This window comes from Rhizobium sp. NZLR11, assembly GCF_019685115.1.
GTDB lineage: Bacteria > Pseudomonadota > Alphaproteobacteria > Rhizobiales > Rhizobiaceae > Rhizobium.
On the sequence record NZ_JABDWD010000024.1, the window covers coordinates 38,566 to 50,216 of the forward strand.

Sequence of the window (11,651 nt, forward strand, 5' to 3'; positions counted from 1 at the left end):
GCTTCGCCTGTGAAATAGGACTTGAGTTTTTTTGTGGCCGCAGCCAAATGCGGGCTGGCGCATCGGCCCGAAAATCGGAATCGATTTTCGGAAAGCACGATGCGCGGATTGAAAGTGTTACAGCGTCCTTTGCGCGTCTTAAAAGACGCGCGGCGCTGTAACGCATGTCGCGCAAAAGTGTGGAGCGGTTTTGCGATAACGACATGCGTAAAAGTCAACAGGTCTAATTATGCAGCCCCACCAGCTTTCCTCAGGCGATGTCATCGCCGACCGCCGTGCCGATTACGCCCGCATGCTCGACGAAGGCGGTGAGCCCGAGGCGGCGGCCGAGCTGATGGAGCAGGCGCTCGAACTCGTGCCCGGCTGGGCCGCCGGCTGGTATCGCCTCGCCACCTATCGCGAAAAGGCGGGCAAGGGGGAAGCCGCGATCGGGGCCTATCGCAGCACGCTCGCCCTCGATCCCGAAGACATTTTCGGCGCCGCACTCAAGCTCGCCCTGCTCGGCGATAGCGCCACACCCGACCGGCCGCCGAGCCGCTATGTCGAGCGCCTGTTCGACGACTATGCCGACCGTTTCGAATCGGCACTGGTCGAAAAACTCGATTACAGCGTCCCGCAGAAGCTCGCAGCCCTCGTTAACTCCACCGGCAGGCATTACCAATTGGCCGTCGATCTTGGCTGCGGCACCGGTCTGCTCGGCTCGGAAATCCATGGCCGTGTCACCCGTCTCGAAGGCTTCGACCTCTCGCAGAACATGCTGGCCAAGGCCGCCGAGAAACACGTCTATGACAGTCTCGCCCAGGCCGATCTGTCGCTCGCGCCCGATCTCTCCGGCCTGTTTACCGATGCGGCGCGACATCGCGCCGACCTGGTGACGGCAGCCGATGTGCTGATGTATCTCGGCAATCTCGAAAGCGTGTTTGCCATCGTCGAAGACCTCGCCGCCGCCGGCGCCGACATCGCCTTTTCCGTCGAGGATGCGGGGGAGGGCGACGGCTTTCATCTCGCGCCATCGCTGCGTTACGCCCATTCGGAAGCCTATGTGCGGAAGCTGCTCGCCCGTCACGGCCTCGAAATCCTCAAAATCACCAAGACGGTCATTCGCAAAGATGGCGGCAAACCAGTTGCCGGCATTCTGTTTCTTACGCGCAAGCCGGCGTGAGCGAACATTTCTTGCGATGTTTTTATAGGTCAGCATTGCTTACCTATTTCGCTTGATCGGCTCACTGAAAAACCCGATACTGCACCGCATCGGCAGCGAGCCCAGCGATAAACGCCAAGGCGCTCAAGCTCATTTCATTACGCAAAATTTCGCCGCGCCCGGTGTTCTCCGGCGTGTTCTTGAACTCGGCTGCCGTGGAGACTGGCGACATGACACAGCTCATCAATGCCCTTGGCGGCTTCTGGAATGCCAGCGCCACGCGCCATGCCCCGATCGAAGACGTGCAGGGCATATTCTCCGGCAGCCTCGTCGCCGCCCTCGGCCTCTACGTGCTCGCCAGCGCCGGGCTTCTTACCGGCAGCACGGCCGGCGTGGCCTTCCTTTTGCATTATGCCTTCGGCGTCAATTTCGGCCTTGCTTTCTTCCTGCTCAACCTGCCGTTCTTCTGGCTGTCGTGGAAGCGTCTCGGCATGGGTTTCACGATCAAGACCTTCATCGCCATCGGCCTGACTTCGGTGCTTGCCGACGTGCAGTCGCGCTTCTTCTCCATTTCCAGCATCCATCCGGCCTGGGCGGCCCTTCTCGGCGGCCTGCTGCTCGGCTTCGGCGTACTGGCGCTCTATCGCCACCGCGCCAGCCTCGGCGGCGTCGGCATTCTCGGTATCTACGTTCAGGAGCGTTTCGGCATCCGCGCCGGCCTCGTCCAGCTCGCCATCGACCTCTGCGTGCTCGCCGCCGCCTTCCTCGTCACCACGCCGCCGGTCGTCTTCTATTCCGTGCTCGGCGCCGTCGTCCTCAACCTTTTCGTCGCCATCAACCACCGTGCCGACCGCTACATCGCACTCTAACATTACAAATCGGTAAGCCATTCTAAACAAAACGTAACTTGCCTCTGCTCAGCCATGACGCGACACTTCTTCCCGCGCCGGATTTGATGAGGTGAGTTATGTCAGATTTGGAAAAGCTTGTAAGACGCCGCATGCAGGAAGAATACGCCAAGGGCGCTTCCGCAGAGGAAATCGCGAAAGTTGTCCGCGACCTCTTCAATAGCATCGACCTCTCAGGCCCATCGCCTGATGCCGTTGCCGTGCGGGCCACTCCGAATTACGAGTGACCTTATATTCAACCGACCCGAGATTTTCGGGTCGGTCGCCGGGATGGTTCCCTTAAGCAGAAATTGATCACGCTGCCTTGACTGCGGCATCGATCGGATGCTGCGAGCGGAAGCCGACGGCAAGTCGGTTCCAGATATTGATCGCGCCGATCGCCACGGTGATCTTCGTCATTTCCTCCTCGGAAAAATGCGCCTTCAGCGTCTCGTAATCGGCATCCGGTGCACCGGTTTTGGCAATGTTGGTCACGGCGTCGACCCAGCCGAGCAGCGCCCGTTCGCGGGTGTCATAAACTGGTGATTCCCGCCAGACACACATCAGGTTGATCCATTGCTCGCTGAGCCCATCATGGCGGGCTTCCTTCACATGCATGTCGACGCAATAGGCGCAGCCGTTGATCTGCGAAGCGCGCAGCTTGATCAGGTGGATGAAGCGGCGCTCGAGCCCGGAGGACTGGACGTACTGCTCGAGCGCGACGATCGCCTTGTAGGCATCGGGGGCGGCTTTTGCGAAGTTGAAACGCGGTTGCATGATCTTCTCCTTGGTTATGGCTCAGCGAGCCGTCTTGCGTTCATGGATTTCAAGGAAGGCGCAGCCTCGGGCTGCGATCGATCCGTCGTCGAGGGCCGTCAGTTCGATGCCGAGGTCGGCAATGCTGGTCTTGGCGAGTTCGGTCCGATAGACCCGTTCGGCCCGGAGCATCGCCGCGCTGATGTTGCAGGGCTTGGCGAAGAAGCGATCGGCGACCGGGTTCGGCCCGCGCTGGCGGATTTCGGCGCAGCGGAAAGCCGGCGCCTGTCCCTCGACCGCAAGCAGGATGTCGAGCAGCGAGATCTCCTCGGCCGCCTTCGCCAGCCGGTATCCGCCTTTCGGCCCCGGCACGGTATCGAGGATGCCGGCGCCTGACAGCGCCTGCAGATGTTTCAGCAGATAGCTCGTCGAGACGCCGTGGAACTCCGCCAGTGCTGCGGCCGAAAGCACGCCGCCTTCGGAGAGGCCGGCAAGCATCGCGACGCTGTGAATGGCCTGCTCGACTCCATCGCTCATCTTCATCGAAGCATCTCTCCAATTCGTGGATAAAAAATATCCATGATTATACCGGTTGTCAACAGGGCGCTGTTTGCCTTTCTCCCGGCGCCGGATAGAAACGGAGAAAGCCGACAGGGGAACATCATGGCATCCAACGCCTTCGCAGGCCTTCTGAATACCAGCGCCGATCGCCACTCGCCGTTCGACGACGCCCAGGGCATCGTCGCCGGTAGCATGCTCGCCGTGCTTGGCGTCTCGCTTCTCTCCGGCGCGGGGCTGCTCGCCGGCGGCACGGCGGGTCTTGCCTTCCTCGCGCATTATGCGACCGGGATCAGCTTCGGCCTTTGTTTCTTCGCGGTGAACCTGCCCTTCTATTATCTCGCCTTTCGCCGCTTGGGTCTTGCCTTCACCATCAAGACCTTCGCCGCCATCGCCCTGACATCGGTCCTGTCCGAATTCGTCCCGGAATTCATCGGCATCGCCCATGTCAATCCTTTCGCCGGGGCGCTCTTTGGCGGTCTTGTCATCGGCGCCGGCATGCTGGCGCTCTTTCGCCACCGCGCCAGCCTCGGCGGCATCGGCATTCTCGCCCTCTATATTCAGGATCGTTTCGGCTGGCGCGCCGGTTTCGTCCAGCTCGGCTTCGACGGCATCATCCTGGCGCTCTCCTTCTTCGTCGCCAGCCCCTTCATCATTGCCTGCTCCGTGCTCGGCGCGGTCGTGCTCAACCTCACGATTGCCATCAACCATCGCAAAGACCGCTATATCGCCATGTGAAAAGCTGCCGCTCTTCTTTTTCCTTAGGATTTCACTAGTTTCAGGGCGTGGACCAGATCGATGCCGAAGCCCGCGCTTTGTTGCCTGCCGCCTTTACCCGCTGGTTTGCGGAAAAGGGCTGGCGGCCGCGCGCCCATCAGCTGGAATTGCTCGCCCGCGCCGAGGCCGGTGAAAGCACGCTGCTGATTGCGCCCACCGGCGCCGGCAAGACGCTCGCCGGTTTTCTGCCGTCGCTTACCGATCTCACCCGCCGCGGCCGGATTCCGCCAGGCTCCGTCTTCACCGGCATCCATACGCTCTATGTCTCGCCGCTGAAGGCGCTTGCCATCGATATCGAGCGCAACCTGATGAAACCGGTCGAGGAGATGGGCCTGCCGGTTACCGTCGAAAACCGCACCGGCGACACGCCGAACGCCAAGCGCCAGCGTCAGAAGCTCAACCCGCCGGATATTCTTCTGACGACACCGGAACAGGTCGCGCTGCTTCTCGCCAATCGCGAGGCCGAGCGCTTCTTCAAGGACCTGAAATATGTCGTGCTCGACGAGTTGCATTCGCTCGTCACCTCCAAACGCGGCCATATGCTGTCGCTCGGCCTTGCCCGCCTGCGCCGCCTTGCCCCCGGCCTCCAGACCATCGGCCTGTCGGCGACCGTCGCCGAGCCGATGGATCTGCAGAAATGGCTGGTCGCCCAACAGGAGGGCAGCGGGCAGGAGGGCAGTGAGCATCATGCCGGTCTCGTCGTCGTCGAGGGTGGCGCCAAACCGGATATCTCGATCCTGTCGACCGAAGAGCGCATTCCCTGGGCCGGCCATTCCGCTCGCTATGCCATTCCCGACGTCTACAACAAGCTTGTCGAACACAAAACGACACTGCTGTTCGTCAACACCCGCAGCCAGGCGGAAATGCTGTTCCAGGCGCTCTGGACGATCAATGACGACAATCTGCCGATCGCCCTCCATCACGGCTCGCTCGATGTCGCCCAGCGCCGCAAGGTCGAGGCGGCGATGGCCGAAAACCGGCTGCGCGCCGTCGTTGCCACCTCCACCCTCGATCTCGGCATCGACTGGGGCGACGTTGATCTCGTCATCCATGTCGGCGCGCCGAAGGGCGCCTCGCGGCTTGCCCAGCGCATCGGCCGCGCCAATCACCGCATGGACGAGCCGTCGAAGGCGATCCTCGTGCCGGCCAACCGCTTCGAGGTGATGGAGTGTCAGGCGGCCCTCGACGCCAATTATATCGGTGCCCAGGACACCCCGCCGGTCGGCCGCGGCGCGCTCGACGTGCTCGCCCAGCACGTGCTCGGCATGGCCTGCGCCGAACCTTTCGACATGCTGGAACTCTACGATGAAATCATCAGCGCTTCGCCCTATGCCGATCTGACCTGGGAAACCTTCGAGCGCATCGTCGATTTCGTCGCGACCGGCGGTTATGCGCTCCGCACCTACGAGCGTTATGCCCGCATCCGCAAGACCAAGGAGGGCCGCTGGCGCGTCTCCAATCCCGCCGTCGCCCAGCAATACCGCCTCAATCTCGGCACCATCGTCGAAAGCCCGATGCTGAACATCCGCATGGTCAAGCGCGGCGAGGGCGGCAGGATCGGCCGCGGCGGCGCCACGCTTGGAAAGGTCGAGGAATATTTCCTCGAGCAATTGTCGCCGGGCGATACTTTCGTCTTCTCCGGCAAGGTGCTGCGCTTCGAGGGCATCCGCGAAAACGAATGCCTGGCATCGCAGGCCTTTTCGCTCGATCCGAAGATCCCCTCCTACAATGGCGGCAAGTTCCCGCTGTCGACCTATCTCGCCGAGCAGGTGCGCGCGATGATCGCCGACCCCCACCGCTGGCGCCAACTGCCGGATCAAGTGCGCGACTGGCTGTCGCTGCAGAAAGACAAGTCGATGCTGCCGAAGCGCGACGAGTTCCTGATCGAAACCTTCCCGCGCGGCAGCCGCGGCTATATGGTCGCCTATCCCTTTGAAGGCCGTCTCGCCCACCAGACGCTCGGCATGCTGCTCACCCGCCGGCTGGAGCGGGCCGGCGCCAAGCCGCTCGGCTTCGTCGCCACCGATTATTCGCTGGCCGTCTGGGGGCTCGAGGATATGGGGCTGATGATCGGCAATGGCAGGCTCAGCCTCTCCGACCTCTTCGACGAGGATATGCTTGGCGACGATCTCGAAGCCTGGCTCGACGAATCCTTCCTGTTGAAGCGCACCTTCCGCAATTGCGCCGTGATTGCAGGCTTGATCGAGCGCCGTCATCCTGGCAAGGAAAAGAGCGGCCGCCAGATCACCGTCTCGGCCGATCTGATCTACGACGTGCTGCGCAGCCACGAGCCGGATCACATCCTGCTGCAGGCGACGCGGCAGGATGCGGCGACGGGACTTTTGGATATTGGCCGTCTTGGCGATATGCTGAGGCGAATCAGGGGCCACATCACCCACCGCGCTCTCGACCATATTTCCCCGCTCGCCGTGCCGGTGATGCTGGAAATCGGCCGTGAAGCGGTGCCAGGCGAGGCGCATGATGCGCTGCTCGCCGAAGCGGCCGACGATCTGATCGCCGAGGCGCTCGCTTGAGACTTGTTTGGGAATATTGACCGTGATCAACCGCCTGGCGCTTGCGCGCGACATATCGGGACAGACCGCGATGCCGGGGATCGAGACATCGGTCCATGGCATTGCCGCCGTCTGCGACCCGCTCGGCGCGCTTTATCTGCCGGATGCCGGCCTGCTCGTCGTCTCCGACCTGCATCTGGAAAAAGGCGCGGCCTTCGCCCGCCGCGGCATGATGCTGCCGCCTTATGATACGTTGGCGACGCTGACCGTGCTTGCCGCCGTCATTTCTCGTTATGATCCGAAGCTCGTCGTCTCGCTCGGCGACAATTTCCACGACCGCATCGGTTCTGCGCATCTGCCGGAGAATTTCCGGGCGCTGATCGTCGCCATGGCCCGCGGCCGCGAATGGATCTGGGTCAATGGCAATCACGATCCCGACGGCGTCGTCGATCTGCCCGGCGCCTCGGTCGACGAGATGCATTATGCAGGACTGACCTTTCGCCACGAGCCGCGGAGCGGTTTGCAGAGCGGCGAAATCGCCGGCCACCTGCACCCCTCCGCGACCGTGCGCCGCCGCGAAAAATCCGTCCGCCGTCCGTGTTTCGCCACCGATGGCGCCCGCCTCCTGATGCCGGCCTTCGGCGTCATGAGCGGCGGCCTGGATCTCGCCCATCAGGCGATGAAGGGCCTGTTCGACACATCTTCGCTGATGGCGCATCTGCTGGGCCGGGATCGGATCTATTCGGTCAGATACGGGAATTTGCGGGGGTAGCGATTGCTGTCTCGGATACGGGACTTACACGGCACACCCTGAAATCAATCACACTCCTGCAATTGCTGCTGATACGTCCCGGCCATCCGCGCAAATTTCTGCGCCGTCTGCTGCAATTGTCCGTTCGAGCGCCAGTCGCCGCGTTTGTATCCTGTCGGGCCGGAATAATAGGCGAGATAGAGATTATAAGCGTCGTTCAGCGGAATGCCGGTCTCCGCGCTGTTCTGGGCGTGATACCAGCCGATGAAATCGATGGCGTCGGCGAAGTTTGCCCGCCGCGCTGTCCAGTTCCCGGTCTGCGACTGATAGTGATCCCATGTTCCGTCGAGCGCCTGCGAATAACCATAGGCGGTTGAGGGCCGGGTCCAGGGAATGAAGCCGAACAGCTTGGTGCGCGGCGGCCGCGCATAGGGCTGGAAGCCGGATTCGGTATACATCGTCGCCATCAGGATCGGCACCGGCACGCCGTATTTCTTCTCCGTCCGCTCGGCTGCACGCTGCCAGCTGGAGAAGAGCCCGTCGCGCTCATCGAAGACGGCACAGATGTTCCTCGTCTGCTTCGGTGCCGTCGCGCAGCCGGCAAGCAGTGCGAGACCCACGGCGGTCAGAACGATACGAGTACGCATGACAAAACCTCTCGTTTCCGAGAGATTACTAACTCGTAAATGTTAAGGACCGGTTTTTAGTCGAATACGAACTTCCCTGGATAGCTGCCTGCGCGGGCCAGGGATGGATGCCGTCGCGCAGCCAGAGGACGCTATCGCGCCAGAAGCCCTCGGAATGGCGTGCATGGAACAGGCCGAAATGGCCGATCGCCTCGAAGCCGAGATCGGCGGGCTGCAGCAGCACTTCGTCGATCTTGGCGTTGCGGTAATAGGCAAGCGTGCGACGGATCGCCGGCACGGTCCCGAGTTCGTCGTCCGACATGGCGACGGCAAGAATAGGTGCGGTCACCGCGGCAAAACGTTTGAGCACCTCGTCCCGCTCCGCGGCCGGGTGGCTCATCTCCATGCGCGCCCGGCGAAAGCTCCATTCATGGGCGACGCCCGCCGGCAGATCCTCGAGCCAGCCGAGCCGTTTGCCGGGAAAATAGCCGAAGAGCGCCGTCAGCATAGGCATGACGATGTGCCATTTGATCAGCAGCCGCATCCGGCGCGCCGGCGCATAATCGCGCCAATAGGCATATTGGGCGCCCATCGTCAGCATGCGGTCGATCCGGCCGGCATGTTCCGAGAGGCCCGGCAGAAAACCGCCGATGCTGTGGCCGACGACATAGAGCGGCTGGTCTGCCCGTCCGTCCATGAAGCACAGCGCCGCGTCGAAATCCTGTTCGCCCCACTCCCGCCAGCGATAATCGCAGCCGCGGAGCCGCACCGGCCGCGAAAGCCCGATGCCACGGTAGTCATAGGTCAGGACGTCGAAACCGTGAGCGGCGAGAAAGTGGCCGTAACGATGATAATAACGCCCAAGCACGCCAGTCGCCGGATTGATAATGACGCTGGCGCGAGCCTTCGCTTCGCCCGAGGTCCAGAGATGGCCGCCGAGCATCACGCCGTCGCTGCATCGGATCTCCACCGGTGCACCCCCCGCCGGCCGTTTATCTTGTTCTTCCGCAAACGGTGGGTCTGCGCCTTTTGCCATGCTCCGTCGCCCTCTGTTCGGCGACGATGATAGAGGCGGGATTTGAGGAGGAAAAGCCGAATGCGGCCATAGATTGGACCGCCGTCGTCATCAGATAGTCTAACCCGCTACGCTTTGACGGGCTGGTAGCGCAAGATCACTGCGCCACTTTCCGTCGTTGAGGATTGGATGAGCTTTAGCGCGACCTGCTCCCCTGCAGGCTTGAAAAGCGGGTTGCCGCCGCCGAGAATGACGGGCACGACGCAAATCCTGACTTCATCGATGAGGCCGGCTTTCAGCAGGCTGTCGGCAAGCTCGGCACTGCCGAAGATGAAGATCGTCTTGCCGTCCTCTTGTTTCAGCCTCGTCAATTCGGGGATCGGATCGCTGACGACGCGGGCATTGTTCCAGCCGGGCTCGGTCATCGTCCGCGACACGGCGATCTTGGCGATGCCGTTCATATAGGCCTTGATCTTGTCTTCGCTTTCGGCGGTCGGCCAGTAGGAGGCCATGCCCTCATAGGTCTTGCGGCCAAAGACCAGCAGATCGCCTTCTTCACCGAATTGCTCGGCCAAGCGCTGCAGCTCGGGTCCCCAGGCGAGATTGTGGAAGTCGATATCCCACGGCTTCGTGCCTTCGAAATAACCGTCGAGGGTCATCAGGTTCCAGACGACAAGCTTTCTCATTCCATCCTCCTTCCGGGTTTGCCAGCCACGATCAAAACAGATTGCATATCACAACTGGTTGAAACCTAATGCAACTGATAGCAAAATGCAAGCGGTTTTCAGCGGTGAGAATGACCGCATCGGCGCGACGCGGCCGCTTGACCGCCCGCCGTTGCAAGGAAGAAATTCGCGTGAATGCCGCGTCTTATCGCAGATCAGTCCCTGCGGAAGATCAGGCTGGCGCCCCAGCCGGTGATGACGGCAAGAGCCACGGACGCGAAGCCATAGAGGATCGGCTGACCATGCGCGGCGTCGGTGATCGTCTGCTCGATGCCGGTTTTGATGACGCGCAGCGGCAGCGATTCCTGGGTGATAAGATTGCCGCTCTTGAAGAGATAGGCGCGCACCGTGTGGACGCCGTTCGGAATGTTTGCCGGCAGGCGCAGGCTCGCCTTGAAGAGGTTAGAGGAAACGAAGCGCACGCCGCTCGGGTTGCGGTCGTAGAACCCGCCGCCCTGCTGCAGCCGCCGGAAGGCATCGCGGAATTCGCCGAGATTGCTGCCATCGCCGACAAAGCCGACCGGCGTCAGCGGAATGTGATCGATGCCGATCCCCTGATCGGTCAGCTCGAGCGGCGTCGTCAGGTCGTCGATCATCCGCGAACTCGACATCGAGTAGGAGTGCGGCACCGCCTCGAAGGTCATCGAGCGTGTATTGACCCAGATGCCGAAGACGCGCTCCTTCTTGCGCACCGTCGCATCCTGGCGCGGGCCTTCCAGCACCACGACCACGTCATATTGGCCGATGGCGAGCAGCAGCTGGTCGGTGTTCGAGAGCGCCCCGAAGATCGTCAGGTCGGCGCCGTGGAAATCCGAGGTGATGGCGATTTCGCTGGTCGACGTGCCGATTTCCAGCCCTTCACGCACCGCTTCGGTTGCCTGCCCAGGCAGCCATTGCGCTCCGGCAGCCGCCGGCAGCAGACAAAGAAGCGCGATGGCGGCGGCAAGCAGGCGCATCAGTTGCCCGCTCCCATCACCACCGAATAGATGTCGGCCGGCGTCACCACCAGCGCGATCGCCAGACGCACGCCGACGGCGAGTACCAGCAGGCCGAGCAGGGCGCGCAGCTGCTCGCCGCGCAGCTTCTGGCCGACGCGCACGCCGTATTGCGCGCCGATGACACCTGCGACCATCAGGATGAAGGCGAGCACGATATCGACGGAAAAGTTCGTCGCCGCCTGCACGATCGTCGTATAGGCGGTCACGAAAATGATCTGGAACAACGAGGTGCCGACAACGACATTGGTCGGGATGCGCAACAGATAGATCATTGCCGGCACCATGATGAAGCCGCCGCCGACACCCATGATCGAGGTGAGGATGCCGATCGCAAAGCCGAGCGCAACGATCGGAATGACGCTGAGAAAGACCTTCGATTTCTTGAAACGCACCTTCAGCGGCAGTCTGTGCACCCAGTGCTGGTGGCCGGGCTTGCGTGGTGCCGGCGGCTCGTTGCGCGCCGCCCGCCGCATGGCATTGATGCTTTCGAGCAGCATCAGCCCGCCGACCGTGCCGAGGAAGATGACATACATCAGCGAAATGATCAGATCGAGCTGGCCGATGGCGCGCAGCAGCGAGAAGATCCAGATGCCGACCGTCGCCCCCGAGAGGCCGCCGACCAAAAGCACCGTGCCGAGCTTGACGTCGAGCGTGCCGCGCCGGAAATGCGTGATCGCACCCGAGATCGACGACGCCACCACCTGGTTGGCGCCGGTTGCGACCGCGACGATCGGGGGGATATTGTAGAAGATCAGCAGCGGCGTGATCAGAAAGCCGCCACCGACGCCGAACATTCCAGACAGAAATCCGACGGCCGCCCCCATGCCGAGAATGATGAAGATGTTCACCGACAATTCTGCGATGGGCAGATAGATTGTCACAGCCGACCCCGAATGATGACCGC

General features: G+C 62.1%; 14 protein-coding genes. 6 read left to right on the forward strand and 8 right to left on the reverse strand.

Annotation, left to right across the window (positions count from 1 at the left end; all coding sequences use genetic code 11):
- Nucleotides 1–229: 229 nt before the first annotated feature.
- Complete coding sequence (locus tag HJB83_RS29145; RefSeq protein ID WP_207582828.1) at nt 230–1,162, forward strand: class I SAM-dependent methyltransferase; 933 nt, start codon at nt 230–232, stop codon at nt 1,160–1,162.
- Between the two features lie 61 nt (nt 1,163–1,223).
- Here HJB83_RS29145 and HJB83_RS29150 read toward each other — a convergent pair whose 3' ends face one another.
- Complete coding sequence (locus HJB83_RS29150; RefSeq protein WP_221133095.1) at nt 1,224–1,373, reverse strand: hypothetical protein; 150 nt, start codon at nt 1,371–1,373, stop codon at nt 1,224–1,226.
- Between HJB83_RS29150 and HJB83_RS29155 the strand changes: the two genes are divergently transcribed.
- Together HJB83_RS29155 and HJB83_RS29160 are read left to right on the forward strand one after the other, a co-directional pair.
- A complete protein-coding gene (locus HJB83_RS29155; protein ID WP_207582830.1) occupies nt 1,372–2,010 on the forward strand; it encodes a YitT family protein in 639 nt (212 codons plus the stop codon). The genes HJB83_RS29150 and HJB83_RS29155 overlap by 2 nt on opposite strands.
- Nucleotides 2,011–2,108: 98 nt before the next feature.
- Nucleotides 2,109–2,276, forward strand: coding sequence for a hypothetical protein (locus HJB83_RS29160; RefSeq protein WP_207584407.1), 168 nt, complete (start codon nt 2,109–2,111; stop codon nt 2,274–2,276).
- 67 nt (nt 2,277–2,343) lie between these two features.
- Here HJB83_RS29160 and HJB83_RS29165 read toward each other — a convergent pair whose 3' ends face one another.
- The gene (locus HJB83_RS29165; RefSeq protein WP_207582831.1) at nt 2,344–2,805 is read right to left on the reverse strand and encodes a carboxymuconolactone decarboxylase family protein; all 462 of its coding nucleotides are present in this window, start codon (nt 2,803–2,805) and stop codon (nt 2,344–2,346) included.
- Nucleotides 2,806–2,826: 21 nt separating this feature from the next.
- A complete protein-coding gene (locus HJB83_RS29170) occupies nt 2,827–3,327 on the reverse strand; it encodes an Rrf2 family transcriptional regulator (protein WP_207582832.1) in 501 nt (166 codons plus the stop codon).
- Between the two features lie 120 nt (nt 3,328–3,447).
- On the opposite strand from HJB83_RS29170, the gene HJB83_RS29175 reads away from it, so the two are divergent.
- Genes HJB83_RS29175 through pdeM form a run of 3 tightly spaced genes read left to right on the forward strand, consistent with a single transcriptional unit; the run spans nt 3,448 to nt 7,404 of the window.
- On the forward strand, nt 3,448–4,080 hold the full coding sequence (locus HJB83_RS29175; protein WP_207582833.1) for a YitT family protein: 633 nt from the start codon (nt 3,448–3,450) through the stop codon (nt 4,078–4,080).
- 47 nt (nt 4,081–4,127) lie between these two features.
- Entirely contained in the window at nt 4,128–6,653 is a 2,526-nt protein-coding gene (locus HJB83_RS29180) for a ligase-associated DNA damage response DEXH box helicase (RefSeq protein WP_221133094.1), read from the forward strand.
- 22 nt (nt 6,654–6,675) lie between these two features.
- Nucleotides 6,676–7,404 carry a ligase-associated DNA damage response endonuclease PdeM gene (gene pdeM / locus HJB83_RS29185; protein ID WP_221133093.1) on the forward strand — a complete coding sequence of 243 codons (729 nt, stop codon included), beginning with the start codon at nt 6,676–6,678 and terminating at the stop codon, nt 7,402–7,404.
- A gap of 44 nt (nt 7,405–7,448) precedes the next feature.
- Here the strand turns inward: pdeM and HJB83_RS29190 are convergent, their stop codons facing one another.
- The 5 genes from HJB83_RS29190 to HJB83_RS29210 all read right to left on the reverse strand — a co-directional run bounded on the left by HJB83_RS29190 (nt 7,449) and on the right by HJB83_RS29210 (nt 11,628).
- Nucleotides 7,449–8,030, reverse strand: a complete 582-nt coding sequence (locus HJB83_RS29190; RefSeq protein WP_164006436.1) for a transglycosylase SLT domain-containing protein — start codon at nt 8,028–8,030, stop codon at nt 7,449–7,451.
- Between the two features lie 28 nt (nt 8,031–8,058).
- A complete protein-coding gene (locus tag HJB83_RS29195; protein WP_221133092.1) occupies nt 8,059–9,045 on the reverse strand; it encodes an alpha/beta fold hydrolase in 987 nt (328 codons plus the stop codon).
- A 107-nt stretch (nt 9,046–9,152) separates the two neighbouring features.
- Nucleotides 9,153–9,710, reverse strand: coding sequence for a dihydrofolate reductase family protein (locus HJB83_RS29200; protein ID WP_221133091.1), 558 nt, complete (start codon nt 9,708–9,710; stop codon nt 9,153–9,155).
- Nucleotides 9,711–9,904: 194 nt separating this feature from the next.
- On the reverse strand, nt 9,905–10,705 hold the full coding sequence (locus HJB83_RS29205) for a TIGR02186 family protein (RefSeq protein ID WP_221133090.1): 801 nt from the start codon (nt 10,703–10,705) through the stop codon (nt 9,905–9,907).
- The gene (locus HJB83_RS29210; RefSeq protein ID WP_221116127.1) at nt 10,705–11,628 is read right to left on the reverse strand and encodes a sulfite exporter TauE/SafE family protein; all 924 of its coding nucleotides are present in this window, start codon (nt 11,626–11,628) and stop codon (nt 10,705–10,707) included. Before HJB83_RS29210 ends, HJB83_RS29205 begins: the two co-directional genes overlap by 1 nt.
- Between the last annotated feature and the right edge of the window lie 23 nt (nt 11,629–11,651).

Coding starts and splice junctions, on each gene's coding strand:
- HJB83_RS29145 (WP_207582828.1), top strand. CDS start 230: ATGCAGCCCCACCAGCTTTCCTCAGGCGATGTCATCGCCGACCGCCGT.
- HJB83_RS29155 (WP_207582830.1), top strand. CDS start 1,372: ATGACACAGCTCATCAATGCCCTTGGCGGCTTCTGGAATGCCAGCGCC.
- HJB83_RS29150 (WP_221133095.1), bottom strand. CDS start 1,373: ATGTCGCCAGTCTCCACGGCAGCCGAGTTCAAGAACACGCCGGAGAAC.
- HJB83_RS29160 (WP_207584407.1), top strand. CDS start 2,109: ATGTCAGATTTGGAAAAGCTTGTAAGACGCCGCATGCAGGAAGAATAC.
- HJB83_RS29165 (WP_207582831.1), bottom strand. CDS start 2,805: ATGCAACCGCGTTTCAACTTCGCAAAAGCCGCCCCCGATGCCTACAAG.
- HJB83_RS29170 (WP_207582832.1), bottom strand. CDS start 3,327: ATGAAGATGAGCGATGGAGTCGAGCAGGCCATTCACAGCGTCGCGATG.
- HJB83_RS29175 (WP_207582833.1), top strand. CDS start 3,448: ATGGCATCCAACGCCTTCGCAGGCCTTCTGAATACCAGCGCCGATCGC.
- HJB83_RS29190 (WP_164006436.1), bottom strand. CDS start 8,030: ATGCGTACTCGTATCGTTCTGACCGCCGTGGGTCTCGCACTGCTTGCC.
- HJB83_RS29195 (WP_221133092.1), bottom strand. CDS start 9,045: ATGGCAAAAGGCGCAGACCCACCGTTTGCGGAAGAACAAGATAAACGG.
- HJB83_RS29200 (WP_221133091.1), bottom strand. CDS start 9,710: ATGAGAAAGCTTGTCGTCTGGAACCTGATGACCCTCGACGGTTATTTC.
- HJB83_RS29205 (WP_221133090.1), bottom strand. CDS start 10,705: ATGCGCCTGCTTGCCGCCGCCATCGCGCTTCTTTGTCTGCTGCCGGCG.